The organism is Streptomyces corchorusii (assembly GCF_001514055.1).
Taxonomy (GTDB): domain Bacteria; phylum Actinomycetota; class Actinomycetes; order Streptomycetales; family Streptomycetaceae; genus Streptomyces; species Streptomyces olivaceoviridis.
Genome location: NZ_KQ948359.1, coordinates 39,139 through 54,216, shown reverse-complemented (window position 1 = coordinate 54,216; position 15,078 = coordinate 39,139). Strand labels below are relative to the sequence as shown.

The window sequence follows — 15,078 nt, the reverse complement described above, 5'->3', positions numbered from 1 at the left end:
TCAAGCGCGGTTCCGGGAGGCCGGCATGCGGATCGGTGAGCTGTCCCGGCGTACGGGCGTCCCCACCCGGCTGCTGCGGTACTACGAGGAACAGCAGCTGCTCCACCCGGAGCGCACCGGCAACGGCTACCGCAGCTATCCCGAGTCGGCGGTCGCGCGCGTGGGGCAGATCCGCGGCCTGCTGGACTCCGGTCTGACCACCGGGATGATCCGCGTGATCCTGCCGTACCTCTGCGGTCCGGATCACCTCGTGCCGGCTCCCGAGGACGTGCCGGCGGAGACGGCCGCCCTGCTCCAGGGGCACATCGACCGCATCCAGGCCCGCATCGACTGCCTGGCCCGCAACCGCGACCGCCTCACCGCCTACCTGGCGGCGGTACGGCCGGACGGCCGCTGACTTCCTGCCACATCTTCCGGTCTGCCCGGTAAATCCTTTGTGTCTGCCCGGTCGGCGTGCTGAAGTGAGGACATGGATCATGCCTCAGTGCTCGCTGTGTACGACCGGGACCTGCGCGAGGGTGCCCGGCCCGACGGACCCGGGGCCCGGATCGAGCGGGCCGACGGGGTGGTGCGCCAGGTCGCGGACGCGCACGGCTGGAACGGCGTGCTCTGGTCCGGCCTGGGCGCGGCGGACGTGGACCGGACCGTCCGCGAGCAGATCGCCTACTTCGGCGGCCTGGGCCTGGACTTCGAGTGGAAGCTCTACGGCCATGACGAGCCGGCCGATCTCGGCGACCGGCTGCTCGCCGCCGGATTCCGGGCCGAACCCGCCGAGACGCTCATGGTGGCCGAGGTGGCCGGGCTGCCGCTGGACACCGCACCGCCGGCCGGCGTCCGCTTCGTCGAGGCCGGCGATCCGGCCGGCGTCGACCTCGTCGTGGACGTGCACGAGAGGGTCTTCGGGACCGACGGCGGCGGTCTGCGGCACCAGTTGCTCGCCCGTCTGGCCGCCGACCCCGGCACGGTCGTCGCCGTGGCCGCCCTCGCCGACGGCGAACCCGTCGCCGCCGCCCGCATGGAGCTGGTGCCGGGCACCCGGTTCGCCGGGCTGTGGGGCGGCGGCACGGTCGCGGCCTGGCGGGGCCGGGGCATCTACCGCGCCCTGATCGCCCACCGCGCCCGCGTCGCCGCCGCCCAGGGCTACCGCTACGTGCACGTCGACGCCTCGTCCATGAGCCGCCCGATCCTGGCCCGCCTCGGCTTCCACGCACTGAGCACCACGACGCCCTACGTCTACGAGAACTGACTCAGCGACGGGCCCGGCTCCGGTCCAGCGCGGCCACTCCGACGGCCGCCAGGGCTATCTGGATGAGCCACTCGATCCAGTCGGGCCCCTTCGTGTCGGCGACCCCCAGCCCGGCGGCGATCGCCGAGCCCAGCAGCGCGGCCACGATGCCGACGACGATGGTCCACAGGACCCCGATGTGCTGCCGTCCGGGGACGACCAGCCGCCCCAGCACACCGATGACGAGGCCGATGACGATGGCGCTGATGATCCCTGAGATCTCCATGGCCGACCCTCCTTGACGTTCTTGTCGGTGATCCCCCGCTGATGTGGCATGTGCCCGCTGTAAGCGGAGCCACTCCGACCCGGTTGCCCCCGGAGGCCTCTGTTCACCGCCCCTTCATGCCATGTACCTTTCAATCGTTCGACGCGTGTAGAACCCTCAAGCGGGTTCTACGCGCGCAGACTTGGCGCCCGCACCGCCCTCTTCCCCATCCCTTCACGGAGGTTCGACGGATGCCCGGATCCGACAGATCCCGCCGCATATTCACCACCGCCCTGGCCGGCCTGGGCCTGTTGGCCACCGGAGCCGCCCTCCAGGTCGGCACCGGCGCCCCCGCCCACGCGGCGACCACGCACCGCGTCCTGTTCGACAACGCCCACGCCGAGACGGCCGGGAACGCCGACTGGATCATCTCCACCAGCCAGCCCGACCCGCTCGGCCAGGACTCCACCCCGTCCGCCGAGACGGACTGGACCGGCGCCCTGTCCTCCTGGGGCGTGGCGCTCCAGAAGACCGGCGACTACAGCCTCAAGACCCTGCCGTCGGGCTCCAGCCTCGCCTACGGCGGCACGTCCGCGAGCGACCTGTCGAACTTCGACACGCTGGTCCTGCCGGAACCCAACACGCTGTTCACCAGCGCCGAGAAGACGGCGATCATGAACTTCGTGAAGAACGGCGGCGGTCTGTTCATGATCTCCGACCACACCGGCGCCGACCGCAACAACGACGGCTACGACGCGGTCGAGATCTTCAACGACCTGATGACGAACAACAGCGTCGACTCCACCGACCCGTTCGGCTTCTCCGTCGACTCGCTGAGCATCAGCTCCGACCACCCGTCCGCGATCGGCGACAGCACCGACCCGGTGCTCCACGGCTCCTTCGGCACCGTCACCAAGAGCCTGATCGCCAGCGGTACGACCGCCACCCTCAAGCCCGCCGACAACGCGGCCGTCAAGGGCCTGCTCTACCGCACCGGTTACTCCGGCAACACCGGCGCCTTCTTCGCCACCAGCACCTTCGGCAGCGGCCGGGTCGCGTTCTGGGGCGACAGCTCACCCATCGACGACGGCACCGGCCAGTCCGGCAACACCCTGTACGACGGCTGGAACGACTCCAGCGCCACGGACGCGGCCCTCGCCCTCAACGCCACCGAGTGGCTGTCCGGCGCCAGCGGCAGCAGCGGCGGCGGTACTGGTGGCGGCACCTGCACGGCCGGCCAACTCCTGGCCAACCCCGGCTTCGAGTCCGGCGCCACCTCCTGGACCGCCTCCAGCGGTGTGATCACCAACGACACCGGCGAGGCCGCCCGCACCGGCTCCTACAAGGCCTGGCTGAACGGCTACGGCTCCGCCCACACCGACACCCTCGCGCAGTCGGTGACCATCCCCGCCGGCTGCACGAGCGCCACCCTGAGCTTCCACCTCCACGTCGACACCGCCGAGACGACCACCTCGACGGCCTACGACACCCTCAAGGCGCAGGTGCTGAGCAGCAGCGGAACGGTGCTGTCCACCCTCGCGACCTACTCGAACCTGAACGCGGCGAGCGGCTACACCCAGCGCGGCTTCAACCTCGCGAGCTACGCCGGCCAGACCGTCACGATCAAGTTCACCGGCACCGAGGGCTCCACCCTCCAGACGTCGTTCGTCCTCGACGACACCGCGCTCACCGTGAGCTGAGCTGAGCCGGGACAGGGACAGGGGGTGGGCCGCGCGGGCCCACCCCCTGTGGCGTCAGGCCGCCGGCACCGTTCGCTCCGGCGTGTTCCACCCGGACACCCGCACGGCCGGGGCCGAGCCGCGCAGGTCGGCCGTCCGGTAGGTGGCGGTCAGCGTCACCGACTCGCCCGGCCACAGGCTCACCTCGTTGTCCGACCAGCGCACCGGCAGCACGGGCTTGCCGCGTCCGTCCACGAGGTGCACGTCCGTCAGCAGCGCCGGGGTCCTGCCGCTTCCGCCGTGGCGCAGGGTCACCGTCGTGGTCGCCGTGCCGTCCGACGAACGCGTGGTCGCCGTCGCCGTCACCGGGACCGGCGCCATCGAGGCGAGCCCCTTCATGTCGGCGTAGCTCGTCGTCGGCGTGTGGTACCAGGTGGTGCCGTCCCAGTCGAGGGTGTCGGGCCGGGTGGAGAGCCAGTACACGTTCCGGCTCACCTCCGCGCCGTGCGCGTCCGTCAGCACCAGCCGGAGCAGATACGTCCGCGCCAGCCCGCTCACCGAGGACGGCAGGGTCAGCGGTGTGCCGTGCGCCCCGCTCCCGTCCACCGCCACGCCGGTGACGGTCCTGTCGTACCGCTGCGTGCCGTCGGGGTCGTACAGCGTGGCCCGCGCGGTGAGGCCCTTGGCGGCGGCGGGCCGGTTGTTCACCACCACGACCGAGCGGTCGTCGTAGGAGTACTGGATGTGCAGCGGCTCGTTCGCCTTCTTCGCGCCGAAGTAGGAGCCGTTCTGGTCGAGGTAGCGGTCGGTGAGCTGCCAGTGCAGGGAGGTCCAGCCGCTGTTGAACATCCAGTGGATCACCCCGGTGGCGGGCCGGTCCTGGTCGGTCGCGTTGCGTCCGTACGCCTCGAACTGGGCGCGGACGTTCTCGTACTGGGCCAGCTGGGCCTTGCGGACGTAGTCGGTGAGACCGGTCGGGGCGCCGTAGCGGCCGGCGAGGGCGTCGTCGTAGATCTTCAGCGTGCCGAAGACGGGGGACGGCGAACGGTGGTACTGCCTGGCGTCCGGGTCCTTCCACAGGGTGTCGAGTTCGGCGGGCGTCATCATCCGGCGCAGGGTGTCGAGGGTGGGGATGCTCGGGCCCGCGCTGGTCTCGGAGTTGAACCCGGTCGCCCCGCCCTCCCGCTTGGCGTACCAGTAGCCGGGCGGCACCCAGTCGTAGGGGCCGGTCATCTTCATGCCCGAGCTGCCCAGCCGTGGGGAGGACCGGTCGGAGGCGGAGGAGACGACGGGCGTGGGCCAGTCGGCGGACTCCAGGGAGTCCAGGTAGGTCTTCTCGATCTTCGCGTCGGGGGCGAAGTCACTGCCGATCAGGAAGGAGACGACGCTCGGGTGGTCACGCAGCCGCGCCGCCTCGGCGGCCATGGACGCTCCGGCGACCGGGTAGTCAGCGTCGGTCCACCGGTTGCCCTTCTCACCGCCGTTGACCTGGCCCTCCCATTTGTTGCAGCACTCCCAGCCCGGCAGGGTGAGCACGCCGTGGCGGTCGGCCAGGTCGAAGAACTCGTCCGGTTCCAGGTGGCCTTCCAGGCGCAGGGTGTTCAGGCCCAGGTCCAGGGCGTACTTCAAGCGGTCCTCGACATAAGCGGGGTCCCAGCGCAGGAACTCGTCCGGGGACCAGCCGCCGCCCTTGATCAGCAGCTTGCGGCCGTTGATCCGGTACTGCCGGGCGCCGTCGGAGTCCAGCGGGGCCTTCACGTCCCGGATGCCGAAGGTCTCGTGCGCGGTGTCCGACGTCGTGCCGGCCACGGTGGCGGTGAGGTCGAGGTCGTACAGCGGCTGCCCGCCCATGCCGGCCGGCCACCACACCTTCGGGTCGGTCAGGTGCAGGCCGGGGGTGTCGGCGGGGGAGAAGGTGACGGTCTTCGTCTCGTGTGCCGCGAGCGACACCGTCGTACGGAACGCGGTCCCGTCGACGCTGCCGGCGACCTCCGCCGTGACCGGCGCGTCCGTGTCGTTGCGGGCCCGGGCCTTGACCGTCAGGTCCGCCGTGTCGAGCTTCGGCACCGCCAGCTCGGTGACCACGTGCGCGTCGCGCAGCGCGACCGGGCCGCCCCTGCGGACCAGGACGTCCCGGACGATTCCCATGTTCTGGTCGGGCGGCGGCTGGATCCAGTCGATCCAGCCCATGGTCAGGTCCTTGAGCGGATCGTTGGGCCGGACGAGGAAGGCGACCGTGTTGGTGCCCGGCCTGACCAGCGAGGTGATGTCAAGCTCGTGGTGGGTGTAGGCGCCGGTCACCTCGGCGGCCTTCGCCACCTGCCGGCCGTTCACGTAGACGTCCGCTGCCGAGACGACCCCGCTGAAATCGAGGGAGGTGCGCTGCCGGGTGTCCCCGACGGTGAAGTCGGCGCGGTACCACCAGGGCACCTCGAAGTCGGCCCGGGGGATCTTCTGCTGGTCGGTGGAGTGGAACGGGTCGGCGTACACACCGTTCGCCAGCAGTGCGGCCAGCACCGTGGAGCGTGGGCCCGCCGGATACCAGTCCCGCGCCGGATAGCCGGGGGAGGAGACGGCCGCCGCCGAGTCGCTCACCTTCGCCGTGGACTGGACGGCGTAGCCGGACAGCGGGGTGCTGGTGCCGGCGGCGGAGGGGACAGGGGTGATCCGGACGGGCCGGTGGGGTTCCGCCGCGTCCCGGGGGCCGGCCCAGGCGCCGATGGCCAGGGAGCCGACCAGGGCGAGGAGCGCGGCGGTCAGGGGGAGCCGGCGGGCGGGGCGAGGGAACACGGCGGTCTCCAGCCTCGTAAAGTTAGGAAACTTTACTAACCCGGGCCACGCTAGGGCGCGCCACGGACCGTGTCAACGACCCCCGCCGTGGTGGCCGTTGCACGGGTCAGGTTCCGGCCGTACGGCGTTCGAACACCAGGTCGCGGGCCGTGTCCAGCGCCGTGGCCACCGCGCCCAGCAGGACGGCGTCCTCGCCGAGCCGGCTCGGCGCGATCCGGGGCCGCAGCGGCGTCAGCGTCCGCAACCGCTCCCGTACGGGCCGCAGCAGCAGATCGACACTGTGCCCGACACCGCCACCGAGCACCACGAGGTCCGGGTCGAGCACGGCGGCGGCAGCCGCCACGGTGTGCGCTATCCGCTCGCCCTCCAGCTCCACCGCCCGCACGGCGCCCGGATGTCCCTGCCGGGCCGCGTCGAACACGGCCTTCGCCGTGAGCTGCCCGTGCATCCCGAACCGCCGGGCGGACTCCACCACCGCCACCCCCGACACCGCGTCCTCCAGCCGCTCCGGCTTCTGCCTGCCGTGCCACGGCAGGAAGCCGATCTCCCCGGCCAGCCCGCGCGCGCCCGTGAACAGCCGCCCCTCGCTGACCACCCCCATCCCCAGCCCGGTGCCGATGAGGATGTACGCGAAGAGCCGGCTGCCCGCGCCGACGCCGTAGGTGTACTCGCCGAGCGCCGCCAGATTGGCGTCGTTGTGCACCTCCAGCGGCACACCCAACTCCGTGCGTATGCCGTCCACCAGCCCGGCCCGTCCCCAGCCCGGCAGGTGCATCGCGTAGCGCACCCGCCGCTGCCTCTCGTCGTACACCCCCGGCGTGCCCAGCACCCCGTGCACCACCTCGGCCGGGTCCACGCCCGAGTTGGCGATCACCTGGCGGGCGGTGCTCACGACCAGGTCGGTGAGGGCGGCCGAGGCACGGGCCCGGTTGCGTATGTCGGCGCGGGCCACGACCGTGCCGTCCAGGTCGACCACCGCGACGCGCAGCCAGCCCCGGCCGATGTCCACGCCGAGCGCGTACCCGGCGGCCGGATCGGGGGCGTAGAGCACGGCGGTGCGCCCGCGCTCCGGGGCCTGCGTGCCGACCTCGTGCACCAGGCCGGCCGCCGCCAGCGAGGCCAGCGCGCTGGAGACCGTCGGCTTCGACAGGCCCGTCTCACGGGCCAGTTGGGCGCGCGAGGCGGCACCGAGCGCACGCAGCCGGTCCAGCAGGAGCCGCTCGTTGGTACTGCGCAGACGCCGGCGGCTCCAGGGCTGTTCCGGCTGCTCTACGACGTCGCTGGCGGGCATCGCACCATTCTCGTGCATTCCTGTCGCACACTTGACGCCTCTAGTAAGGCTCCTTAACTTTATCCGCCAGTCACCCTCCGCCGGGCGTCGCGCGCCCGTCGCGTCAGGAGTCCCCCATGTCCGGTAGCCCGCCACCCCCGGGTGGTTTCGTCCGCCGTGTCGGTCTGTTCCAGGCCACGGCGATCAACATGAGCCAGATGTGCGGCATCGGGCCGTTCGTGACGATCCCGCTGATGGTCGCCGCGTTCGGCGGCCCCCAGGCGGTCATCGGGTTCGTCGCCGGCGCGGTCCTGGCGCTGTGCGACGGCCTGGTCTGGGCCGAGCTGGGCGCCTCGCTGCCCGGCTCCGGCGGGAGCTACCTCTATCTGCGCCAGGCCTTCCAGTACCGCACCGGCCGTCTGATGCCGTTCCTGTTCGTGTGGACGGCGATGCTCTTCATCCCGCTGATCATGTCCACGGGCGTGGTCGGCTTCGTCCAGTACCTCGGCTATCTCGCCCCCGGCCTCGGGCAGACCGCCGGTGACCTGATCGGCCTCGGCGCCATCGCCCTGGTGGTGGTCCTGCTCTGGCGCGGCATCGAGCACATCGCCCGCATCACCGCCGTGATGTGGATCGTGATGATCGCCTCCGTGCTGCTGGTGATCGTCGCCGCCGCCACTCACTTCAGCCCACACATGGCCTTCACCTACCCGGCCGGGGCTTTCAATGTGATGAGCAACCACTTCTGGCTCGGGTTCGCGGCCGGCCTGACCATCGGCATCTACGACTACCTCGGCTACAACACGACCGCCTACATGGGCGCCGAGATCAAGGAGCCCGGACGTACGCTGCCGCGCTCCATCCTCTTCTCGATCCTCGGCATCATGGCGATCTACCTGATGCTTCAGATCGGCACCCTCGGTGTCGTCGACTGGCACCGGATGACCGACCCGCACGACATCGCCTCCTCCTCGGTGGCCTCCGCCGTGCTGGAGGAGACCTGGGGCAAGGGCGCGGCCGACACGGTGACCGTGCTGATCCTGATCACCGCGTTCGCCTCCGTCTTCGCCGGCCTGCTCGGCGGCTCCCGGGTGCCCTACGACGCCGCCCGCGACCGGGTCTTCTTCCGCCCGTACGCCAAGCTGCACCCGAGGCACCGCTTTCCCATGCTCGGCCTCGCCACCATGGGCGTGATCACCGCCGTCGGCTTCCTGATCGGCCGCCACACCGACCTCGCGACCCTGATCCAGTTGCTCACCACGGTGATGGTCATCGTGCAGGCGCTGGCCCAGATCGTCGCGCTGACGGTGCTGCGCCGACGCCGGCCGGACCTGCCCCGTCCGTACCGGATGTGGCTGTACCCCCTGCCGAGCGTCGTCGCCTTCGTCGGCTGGTGTGTGATCTACGGCTACGCCGACGAGAACTCCCCGGGCCGTCATCCCATCGAGTGGTCCCTGGCCTGGCTGGCCCTCGGCGGTGTGGCCTTCGTGATCTGGGCGCGGCTGGAGAAGGTGTGGCCGTTCGGCCCGAAGGAGGTCAGCGAGGAGACCGGCGCGGACTCCCCGGAGGCGGTCACGGCAACACCCTTGGCATGAGCTAGAGTTACCGCCGTCGAAGCGCACCTCCCCGGCCGGACCGCAGTCCGCCGGGGACGCTTCGGTTCATGACCAGAATCATGACCGACATCATGACCGCGGACGTCACCGTCCGCCCCGCGACCCCCGAGGAACGGCCCGCCGTGGAGCGGCTGTGGCTGATGTTCCGCCACGACCTGTCCGAGTTCACGGGCCTCCTGCCCGCCGCCGACGGCACCTTCCGCAGTGAACGCGTGACATACGCCTTCACGGAGCCGGGCTGGGCGCCGTACCTGCTGACCTGCGGAGAACACCCCGCCGGATTCGCCTTCGTCCGCGGGCTCGACGGTCCGGTCCGCGTGCTGAACAGCTTCTTCGTGGTACGCGGCGCCCGGCGCCGGGGCATCGGGCTGCGGGCCGCGCGCGAGGTGCTCACCCGGCACCCGGGGCCGTGGGAGATCGCCTTCCAGCAGGACAACCCGGCCGCGGTGAGCTTCTGGCCGCGCGTCGCCGGGGATCTGGCCGGCGACGCGCGGACCCGGGAGCCACGGCCGGTGCCGGGACGGCCGGACCTGCCCCCGGACATGTGGATCTCCCTCACCGTGGCCGGCTGACCGCCCCGGACCGCACCCGGTGACCGTCCGCCGCGCGGACGCGGGCACGCGGAGGCCGGTCCGCCACGGGCGGACCGGCCCCGCGTCATTCCCTTCCTTTCCTCGGTCTCCTCTTTGAAGGCTCTTACGGCTCTTCTACGGCCTGGGGGCGCTCTTCGCCGCCGTACCGGCGCATATCAGTCCGAGGACGAGGGCCAAGGCTCCGATGACGATGTTGTTGATGACGACGCCCGTGTCCGGGCCGCTGCCCACGATCCACGGAGCGATGATCATCCAGATGCCCAGGGCGCACATGGCCCAGCTCAGGCCGTACATGCGCTCGGGTGCCCGGGTGAATCCCAGTGCCAGCAGGCCTATCGCGATGCCCATGATCAGGTTGTGGGTCATGAGGGCGGGCTGGCTGGCCGTGTAGTGCAGGATCCACGGGGAGGCGGCGCAGTACAGGCCGAGCAGGAACACCGGCCCGTCCACGAGCGCCACATCACGACCGCCGAGCATGCGGGCGTAGCGGTCCCGCATTTCGGAGACATCGGGGTGGCTCGATATGTCACCCCTGTGCAAGTTGGCCATGAGTCGTCTCCTTTGGCGTTGCAGGCCAGACCGCGTCTGGTGCGGCATGCGATGAGCGCCGCATACTCCAGTTTGCCCTTATTTCTTCCTTATGTGTAGGGCTGGGGCGGCGGTCCCTGCTCGCTGTCGCTGGAGGCTGCCGCGCCGGGGTGCCGCCGACCCCGCACGCCATGGGCCGCGGACGGGCCCCGGCGGGGGAGCGGTACGTCGAGGCCAAGCGCGTGTTGCCCTGGCACGTGCGGCCCGGTCAACCGCGACTCCGCGCCCGTCTGAACCGGGCCAGCCCGTCGGCGAGGTCGACGATCGGCTCCGGATACGCGGCGACGAGCTCGCGGTCGGGGCCTCGCAGCTTCCACGGCTCGTGCACCGCCGCGCCCGCCACCTCCTTCAGCTCGGGCACCCACCGCCGCACGTACACCCCGTCGGGGTCGTACCGCCTGGCCTGGATCAGCGGGTTGAGGACCCGGTTGGGGCGGGTGTCCGTGCCGGTGCCCGCGACCCACTGCCAGTTCAGCTGGTTGTTGGCCAGGTCGCCGTCGACCAGCCACTCCAGGAAGTGCCGGGCCCCGACGCGCCAGTCGACGTACAGCGTCTTCGCCAGGAAGCTCGCCGTCAGCAGCCGGGCCCGGTTGTGCATCCAGCCCTCGTGGCGCAGCTGGCGCATCGCCGCGTCGATCACCGGCCAGCCGGTACGGCCCTCCCGCCACGCCTCGATGTCCTCCCGGGCCGTCCGCTCCGACCGCCAACGGTCGTGCCGGGTGCGGTAGTCGGCGACGGCCGCGCCGGGCCGGGCCGCCAGCACCTGACGGTGGAAGTCCCGCCAGGCGACCTGCCGTACGAACGCCTCCGCTCCCGGACCGTCCGCCCGGCGCGCCCGGTGGACCAGCTCGACGGGGGACACCGTGCCGAAGTGCAGGTGCGGGGAGAGCCGGGAGGTCGCGTCCCCGGCCAGGTCGTCGTGCCGGTCCGCGTAGAGCGCCATGCCGGAGCGGAGCCAGGCCGCGAGCCGCTTCCGGCCGGCCGCCTCGCCGCCCTCCGCCAGCCCCGGCGAGGTCCCCGGCAGCGAGGCCCGGGACGGCAGCTCCTCGGAGCCGATGCCGGGCGGCACGGGGACCGAGCGGGGCGCACCCAGGACGTCCCGCGGCCGTTGTCGCGACCACTGCCGGAAGTACGGCGTGAACACCGCGAAGTGGTCCGAGGAGGCAGGGGTCACCTCGCCGGGCGGCACCACCGTGGTCACGGCCTCGTGCACGTGCAGCCGCCGCCCTTCGGCCTCCAGGGCGTGCCGCAGCCGCCGCTCCCGCGACCGGGCGTAGGCACTCGCGTCGGCCGCCATGTGCACCTCGTCGGCGTCCGCCTCCGCGGCCACCGCGCAGACCTGTTCCACGACGTCGCCGGAGCGCACCACCAGCCGCCCGCCGCGCTCACGGAGCCCGGTGTCCAGGTCCCGCAGGCAGTCGGCGAGGAACGCCAGCCGATTGGGCGCCGCGAAGCCCGCGTCGGCCACGCCCCGGTCGCGGACGAACAGCGGGACGACCTGACGGGGGCCGTCCAGCGCGGCCCGGAGCGGCGGATGGTCGTACAGGCGCAGGTCGGCGGTGAACAGGACGACCGAGACATCCATGGCGCGGCTCCGGAACGAGGAGGAACGAGCGAGAACGAGCGAGAGAGGGCAATCCGGTCACTTCCGTTCCGGTGGGCCTTGCGGATGCGGCGTCAGCGAGCGACGTCGGGGCCCTGCCGGGCCGCCGCCCGCGCGATGTTGCGGGCCATCCCGCCGAAGACCACGGCGTGGAACGGTGAGACGCTCCACCAGTACGCGTGGCCCAGCAGCCCGCGCGGGTGGAACAGGGCCCGCTGCCGGTACCGGCTGCGACCGCCGCCGGCCGGTTCCGCGCACATCTCCAGCCAGGCCAGCCCGGGCAGGCGCATCTCCGCCCGCAGCCGCAACAGGTGTCCCCGTTCGATCTCCTCCACCCGCCAGAAGTCCAGCGAGTCACCGGCCCGCAGGCGCTCCGCGTCCCGCCGGCCCCGGCGCAGGCCCACCCCGCCGACCATCCGGTCCAGCCACCCACGCAGGCTCCACGCCAGCGGGAAGGAGTACCAGCCGTGCTCTCCGCCCACGCCCTCGATCACCCGCCACAGTTCGTGCGCCGGGGCGTCCACCACCGCCTCGCGACGGTCCGTGTACAGGCTGCCGCCGGCCCAGTCGGGGTCGGTGGGCAGCGGATCACTGGGCGCGCCGGGTACCGCGGCGGACGACCAGCGGGTGGTCACGCGCGCCTCGCGCACCCGGCGCAGGGCGAGTCGTACGGCCTGGTCGAAGCCGAGCGGATGCCCCGGCGGGTCGGGCAGATACCGGGCGATGTCGTGCTCGCGGCAGACCACCTCGTGGCGCAGCGACTCGGTCAGCGGGCGCGCGATGGACGCCGGGACGGGCGTGACGAGCCCCACCCAGTGGCTGGACAGGCCGGGGGTGAGGACCGGCACGGCCACGATGAGCCGCCGGGGAAGCCCCGCGACGCGCGCGTACCGGACCATCATGTCCCGGTACGTGAGGATGTCCGGCCCGCCGATGTCGAAGGCCCGGTTCACGTCGCCCGGCAGGCCCGCGCTGCCGACCAGCAGCCGCAGCACGTCCCGCACGGCGATGGGCTGGATGCGGGTGCGCACCCAGCTCGGCGTGACCATCACCGGCAGCCGTTCGGTGAGGTAGCGCAGCATCTCGAAGGAGGCCGAGCCCGAGCCGATGATCACGGCGGCACGCAGCACGGCGGTCGGCACGCCGGAGGCCAGCAGGATGCGGCCCACTTCCGCCCGGGACCTCAGGTGCGGGGAGAGCCGGTCCGCGGGCACTCCGGACGGCGTGAGACCGCCGAGGTACACGATGCGCCGCACACCGGCCGCCTTCGCCCGTTCCGCGAAGACGCCGGCCGCGCGGCGGTCGGTGTCCTCGAAGTCCTTGCCGCTGCCGAGCGCGTGCACCAGGTAGTACGCCACGTCGACGTCCCGCATCGCCCGGGCGACCGAGTCCGCGTCCGTGACGTCCCCCCGCACCACCTCCGCCTCGTCCGCCCACGGGTGGTCGCGCAGCTTCTCGGGGGAGCGGGCCAGGCAGCGCACCCGGTGCCCGGCGGCCAGCAGTTCGGGCACGAGCCGGCCGCCGATGTAGCCCGTGGCTCCCGTCACCAGGCAGCGGAGCCGGTCCGTCGAGTCGTCGTGGTCCATCCCGTGCAGGCCCTCCGTGTCGGTGGTCCCCCGGGAATCACTTCCCGCCGGGCCCGGCGGGCGGATGCGTGTCGTCCCATCGGCCGAACGTCAGGGCGCGTCCGTGGGTCCGAGCCTTCGTGGGTCACGTGTGTCAGGTGTGTCAGTTGTGTCACGTGTGTCCTGTGCGTTCGTGCGCGCCCGTGCGTCCGTGCACTCGCGCGTCGGCCGGTCGGCCGCCGCCGGTCGCCGCCCGGCCCGCCGCGCGGTGCCGAGGACCGGATGCGGTGACATGTCCTCAGCGATCGGGGGCAGCCGGTCCGGTACAAGCTGTACATTCCGTTCGGTCAGCGACGCAGGAGGTGTCCGCCGCCATGAGTGCCAAGGTGCTGGAGCGATTTCCCGCAGGGGCTCCGCGTGGATCGTGGCCCGCGGAGGAGTACGCCGCCGCCCGACGCGCCGAGGGCGAACCGGCGACCGTGGTCATGGACTTGAAGTCGGACGCGTTCCTCGTCGTGGTCGAGGCACAGGAGGAGGGCGGCCGGGCCTGAGGCGTTCGGTCCCGTGGGAGGCGTTGGCGATTTCCAGCCACGCCTTCCTTCTCTTCCCCGGTCCGCCATACGAGACCGGTCGGGAATTCCTTGACGACCGTCGCCGGCTGCTGCGACGATCACGGCATGACGATGCGACTGGACCTCACGCGGCGACGCCATGTCGACCTCGCGCGCGTCTCCAGCGCCTCCTGTCGCCCCACGGCCTGATCCGCGATTTCCCGCCGGTCCCGTCGGCCCCATCGGGCCTCCTCTACGTGTGACTCACCTGCCCTCGCCGCCCTCTCGGGGCCGGAATTCCGCCTGCCCGGACATTCCGCCGGGTAATTCCGCGGCGGGAATCCCGTAGTTCCGGGGTTTCTCGGTCCGCGCGGTTCCCGGATTCCTGGAGTTCGCGGGTTCGCGGGTTCGCGGAATTCGTCGCATTCCGCATGCCCGGAGCGCCTATGACATCCGCCCGCCGGGTCCCCGCCTGACCGCCGAGCCGGAATCCGCTCCCCTTCGACTTCACCGGGCGCCCGTCCCCGTGCGCGCGTGCCCGGAGCACCCCAGAAACGAGGCACCCATGGCCACCGTCCTGTCCGTCTCCGGCAGCCCCTCCGCCTCCTCGCGCACCGGCCGTCTGCTGCGCCACCTGGACCAGCGGCTCATCGCCCAGGGCCACGAGGTCATCCCGCTCGACGTCCGTACCGTCCCGGCCGAGGCGTTGCTCGGCGCGGACTTCCGGCACCCCGCCATCGTCGAGGCCACCGAACTGTTCGCCCGCGCCGACGGCGTCGTGGTCGGCACCCCCGTCTACAAGGCGTCGTACTCCGGCGTCCTCAAGGCGCTCCTGGACCTGCTCCCGCAGTACGCGCTCACCGGCAAGACCGTGCTGCCGCTCGCCACCGGCGGCTCCACCGCCCATGTGCTCGCCATCGACTACGCCCTGCGCCCGGTGCTGAACTCCATGGGTGCCACGCACATAGTCCAGGGCTGGTTCACCCTCGACAAGGACATCACCGTACGGGAGGACGGCGCGGTGTCCCTCACGCCCACCACCGCCGAGGCCCTGGGGCACGTGGTGGACCAGTTCGCCGCGGCGCTGGACCGCACCCCGCTGCTGGCGGCGGCGAGCTGACGGCGCTGGCTGCCGGATGCCGGCAGCCGCTCCCACGCCTCCGCCCCCCGGCGTGTGCGCGCCCCACACCTCCGCCCCCCGTCGGCGCGCAACGCGTCACACCGTGCCGCACCGCTCCACCCGGCCGCCGCCCCGGCAGGGCCTGCTCTGATCGGAGTCCCCACGTGTCCCTCACCTTCCACTGGTTCCTGCCCACCAACGGCGACAGCCGGC

14 protein-coding genes are annotated in these 15,078 nt (G+C 72.1%); 8 read left to right on the top strand and 6 right to left on the bottom strand.

Annotation, left to right across the window (positions count from 1 at the left end; translation table 11 throughout):
* The first annotated feature begins 25 nt into the window (after nt 1-25).
* Together AQJ11_RS23710 and AQJ11_RS23705 are read left to right on the top strand one after the other, a co-directional pair.
* On the top strand, nt 26-397 hold the full coding sequence (locus tag AQJ11_RS23710) for a MerR family transcriptional regulator (protein ID WP_058079327.1): 372 nt from the start codon (nt 26-28) through the stop codon (nt 395-397).
* 72 nt (nt 398-469) lie between these two features.
* Nucleotides 470-1,246: a GNAT family N-acetyltransferase gene (locus AQJ11_RS23705; RefSeq protein ID WP_203348838.1), complete on the top strand. Its 777-nt coding sequence runs from the start codon at nt 470-472 to the stop codon at nt 1,244-1,246.
* Between the two features lies 1 nt (nt 1,247).
* Here AQJ11_RS23705 and AQJ11_RS23700 read toward each other — a convergent pair whose 3' ends face one another.
* Nucleotides 1,248-1,511, bottom strand: coding sequence for a GlsB/YeaQ/YmgE family stress response membrane protein (locus AQJ11_RS23700; RefSeq protein ID WP_014670806.1), 264 nt, complete (start codon nt 1,509-1,511; stop codon nt 1,248-1,250).
* A gap of 230 nt (nt 1,512-1,741) precedes the next feature.
* Here AQJ11_RS23700 and AQJ11_RS23695 point away from each other — a divergent pair, with 230 nt between their 5' ends.
* Nucleotides 1,742-3,190, top strand: a complete 1,449-nt coding sequence (locus AQJ11_RS23695) for a hypothetical protein (protein ID WP_059264294.1) — start codon at nt 1,742-1,744, stop codon at nt 3,188-3,190.
* Between the two features lie 54 nt (nt 3,191-3,244).
* Here the strand turns inward: AQJ11_RS23695 and AQJ11_RS23690 are convergent, their stop codons facing one another.
* Both AQJ11_RS23690 and AQJ11_RS23685 read right to left on the bottom strand, forming a co-directional pair.
* Nucleotides 3,245-5,959, bottom strand: coding sequence for a glycoside hydrolase family 2 protein (locus tag AQJ11_RS23690; protein WP_059264293.1), 2,715 nt, complete (start codon nt 5,957-5,959; stop codon nt 3,245-3,247).
* Between the two features lie 106 nt (nt 5,960-6,065).
* A complete protein-coding gene (locus tag AQJ11_RS23685; protein ID WP_014670803.1) occupies nt 6,066-7,250 on the bottom strand; it encodes an ROK family protein in 1,185 nt (394 codons plus the stop codon).
* A gap of 116 nt (nt 7,251-7,366) precedes the next feature.
* Between AQJ11_RS23685 and AQJ11_RS23680 the strand changes: the two genes are divergently transcribed.
* Both AQJ11_RS23680 and AQJ11_RS23675 read left to right on the top strand, forming a co-directional pair.
* Nucleotides 7,367-8,824, top strand: coding sequence for an APC family permease (locus AQJ11_RS23680; RefSeq protein WP_079082392.1), 1,458 nt, complete (start codon nt 7,367-7,369; stop codon nt 8,822-8,824).
* Nucleotides 8,825-8,904: 80 nt separating this feature from the next.
* Entirely contained in the window at nt 8,905-9,417 is a 513-nt protein-coding gene (locus AQJ11_RS23675) for a GNAT family N-acetyltransferase (protein WP_059264292.1), read from the top strand.
* Between the two features lie 135 nt (nt 9,418-9,552).
* Here AQJ11_RS23675 and AQJ11_RS23670 read toward each other — a convergent pair whose 3' ends face one another.
* The 3 genes from AQJ11_RS23670 to AQJ11_RS23660 all read right to left on the bottom strand — a co-directional run bounded on the left by AQJ11_RS23670 (nt 9,553) and on the right by AQJ11_RS23660 (nt 13,215).
* Nucleotides 9,553-9,987, bottom strand: coding sequence for an SPW repeat protein (locus tag AQJ11_RS23670; protein WP_041664964.1), 435 nt, complete (start codon nt 9,985-9,987; stop codon nt 9,553-9,555).
* Nucleotides 9,988-10,234: 247 nt separating this feature from the next.
* Nucleotides 10,235-11,611 (bottom strand): cryptochrome/photolyase family protein, encoded by a 1,377-nt coding sequence (locus AQJ11_RS23665; RefSeq protein WP_059264291.1) that lies wholly within the window; start codon nt 11,609-11,611, stop codon nt 10,235-10,237.
* A 92-nt stretch (nt 11,612-11,703) separates the two neighbouring features.
* Nucleotides 11,704-13,215: an SDR family oxidoreductase gene (locus AQJ11_RS23660; protein WP_059264290.1), complete on the bottom strand. Its 1,512-nt coding sequence runs from the start codon at nt 13,213-13,215 to the stop codon at nt 11,704-11,706.
* Between the two features lie 353 nt (nt 13,216-13,568).
* On the opposite strand from AQJ11_RS23660, the gene AQJ11_RS49890 reads away from it, so the two are divergent.
* The 3 genes from AQJ11_RS49890 (at nt 13,569) to ssuE (ending at nt 14,865) form a co-directional block, all read left to right on the top strand.
* Nucleotides 13,569-13,745 carry a hypothetical protein gene (locus tag AQJ11_RS49890; RefSeq protein ID WP_167360873.1) on the top strand — a complete coding sequence of 59 codons (177 nt, stop codon included), beginning with the start codon at nt 13,569-13,571 and terminating at the stop codon, nt 13,743-13,745.
* A gap of 126 nt (nt 13,746-13,871) precedes the next feature.
* Nucleotides 13,872-13,955: a putative leader peptide gene (locus tag AQJ11_RS52720; protein ID WP_355075612.1), complete on the top strand. Its 84-nt coding sequence runs from the start codon at nt 13,872-13,874 to the stop codon at nt 13,953-13,955.
* A gap of 355 nt (nt 13,956-14,310) precedes the next feature.
* Nucleotides 14,311-14,865, top strand: coding sequence for an NADPH-dependent FMN reductase (gene ssuE, locus AQJ11_RS23655; RefSeq protein WP_059264289.1), 555 nt, complete (start codon nt 14,311-14,313; stop codon nt 14,863-14,865).
* Nucleotides 14,866-15,078 lie beyond the last annotated feature (213 nt).

Excerpts from the sequence above, each read along its gene's own strand:
- AQJ11_RS23710 (WP_058079327.1), top strand. The coding sequence starts at position 26 with ATGCGGATCGGTGAGCTGTCCCGGCGTACGGGCGTCCCCACCCGGCTG.
- AQJ11_RS23705 (WP_203348838.1), top strand. The coding sequence starts at position 470 with ATGGATCATGCCTCAGTGCTCGCTGTGTACGACCGGGACCTGCGCGAG.
- AQJ11_RS23700 (WP_014670806.1), bottom strand. The coding sequence starts at position 1,511 with ATGGAGATCTCAGGGATCATCAGCGCCATCGTCATCGGCCTCGTCATC.
- AQJ11_RS23695 (WP_059264294.1), top strand. The coding sequence starts at position 1,742 with ATGCCCGGATCCGACAGATCCCGCCGCATATTCACCACCGCCCTGGCC.
- AQJ11_RS23685 (WP_014670803.1), bottom strand. The coding sequence starts at position 7,250 with ATGCCCGCCAGCGACGTCGTAGAGCAGCCGGAACAGCCCTGGAGCCGC.
- AQJ11_RS23680 (WP_079082392.1), top strand. The coding sequence starts at position 7,367 with ATGTCCGGTAGCCCGCCACCCCCGGGTGGTTTCGTCCGCCGTGTCGGT.
- AQJ11_RS23675 (WP_059264292.1), top strand. The coding sequence starts at position 8,905 with ATGACCGACATCATGACCGCGGACGTCACCGTCCGCCCCGCGACCCCC.
- AQJ11_RS23670 (WP_041664964.1), bottom strand. The coding sequence starts at position 9,987 with ATGGCCAACTTGCACAGGGGTGACATATCGAGCCACCCCGATGTCTCC.
- AQJ11_RS23665 (WP_059264291.1), bottom strand. The coding sequence starts at position 11,611 with ATGGATGTCTCGGTCGTCCTGTTCACCGCCGACCTGCGCCTGTACGAC.
- AQJ11_RS23660 (WP_059264290.1), bottom strand. The coding sequence starts at position 13,215 with ATGGACCACGACGACTCGACGGACCGGCTCCGCTGCCTGGTGACGGGA.
- AQJ11_RS49890 (WP_167360873.1), top strand. The coding sequence starts at position 13,569 with ATGAGTGCCAAGGTGCTGGAGCGATTTCCCGCAGGGGCTCCGCGTGGA.
- AQJ11_RS52720 (WP_355075612.1), top strand. The coding sequence starts at position 13,872 with ATGACGATGCGACTGGACCTCACGCGGCGACGCCATGTCGACCTCGCG.
- ssuE (WP_059264289.1), top strand. The coding sequence starts at position 14,311 with ATGGCCACCGTCCTGTCCGTCTCCGGCAGCCCCTCCGCCTCCTCGCGC.